Annotated in this window: 1 protein-coding gene; it reads right to left on the bottom strand. The window is 67.6% G+C overall.

What is annotated here, in order from left to right:
* Window positions 1-1,007: methyltransferase (locus tag ACZ4D5_RS43460; protein WP_467778077.1), on the bottom strand; the 1,007-nt coding region annotated here is incomplete at both ends.

The raw sequence follows: 1,007 nt of genomic DNA, 5'->3' as shown, positions 1-1,007 counted from the left end.
TGGGCGCCTTGTTTGAGCTGGATGTCGACCGCGTTGATCCGTTGGTCGTGTGCGGCCAGGTCGGTGAAGTACTCGGGGGCGACGACCAGTTCCTTCTCGAGCATGACCGCCCGGTCGACCGCCGTACGGGTCGTGGCGCTGTGGCCGTGGCGTATCGCGGTGTGGAGTGCGCGCAGTGTTCCGGCGTTGCGGACGTCGCCGATGACGATGCGGCCGCCGGGTGCGAGGGCGGCCAGGGCCTGGTCGATGACGCGGGAGAGGTAGTCGCTGTCGGGGAAGTACTGGATGACGGAGTTGATCAGCACCGTGTCGAAGTGCCCGACCGGCAGTCCTTCGAAGGAGTGGGCCGCCTGGCAGCGCAGGTGGACCCGTTCCGACAGGTCGGCCCGTTCCACCTCGTCGCGCAGTCGGTCGATGACGGCGGCGGACAGGTCGGTGCCCCAGTACTCCTGTGCTGTCTTGGCGAGGTGGGCCATCAACAGGCCTGATCCCACGCCGATTTCGAGAATGCGTTTCGCGCCCAGGTCCTGAACCTGTCGCACGGCGGCGTCGCGCCAGTCCCGCATCTGCGTCAGCGCGATCGGCTCACCGGTGTAGGAGCTGTCCCAGCCGGAGAAGTCCTCGCCGAATGGGGGAGTCTCGCTGTCGGAGTAGACGGAGTTGTAGATCTCCCGCCATTCCTCTACGTGTGAGTCCCCGCTGTTTCGGGTGTCTGCTGCGGCGGCTGTCTGGAGGTCGGGGACGATGTAGGCGACCAGGCGTTGGTCGCCGGGGGTGTCTTCGCGTACGAGTACGGCGGCTTGGCGTACTCCGTCGCATTCGGTGAGGCGGGATTCGACTTCGCCGGGCTCGATGCGGAAGCCGCGGAGTTTGACCTGGTCGTCGGCGCGTCCGACGAACTCCAGCTGGCCGTCCGTGCGCCAGCGGACCAGGTCGCCGGTGCGGTACATGCGCTCACCGGCGGCGAACGGACACGCCACGAACCGCTCCGCCGTCAGCGCCTGGCG

This window comes from Streptomyces sp. NPDC025651 (assembly GCF_055558735.1).
This window is presented reverse-complemented; position numbering and strand designations above follow the sequence as displayed.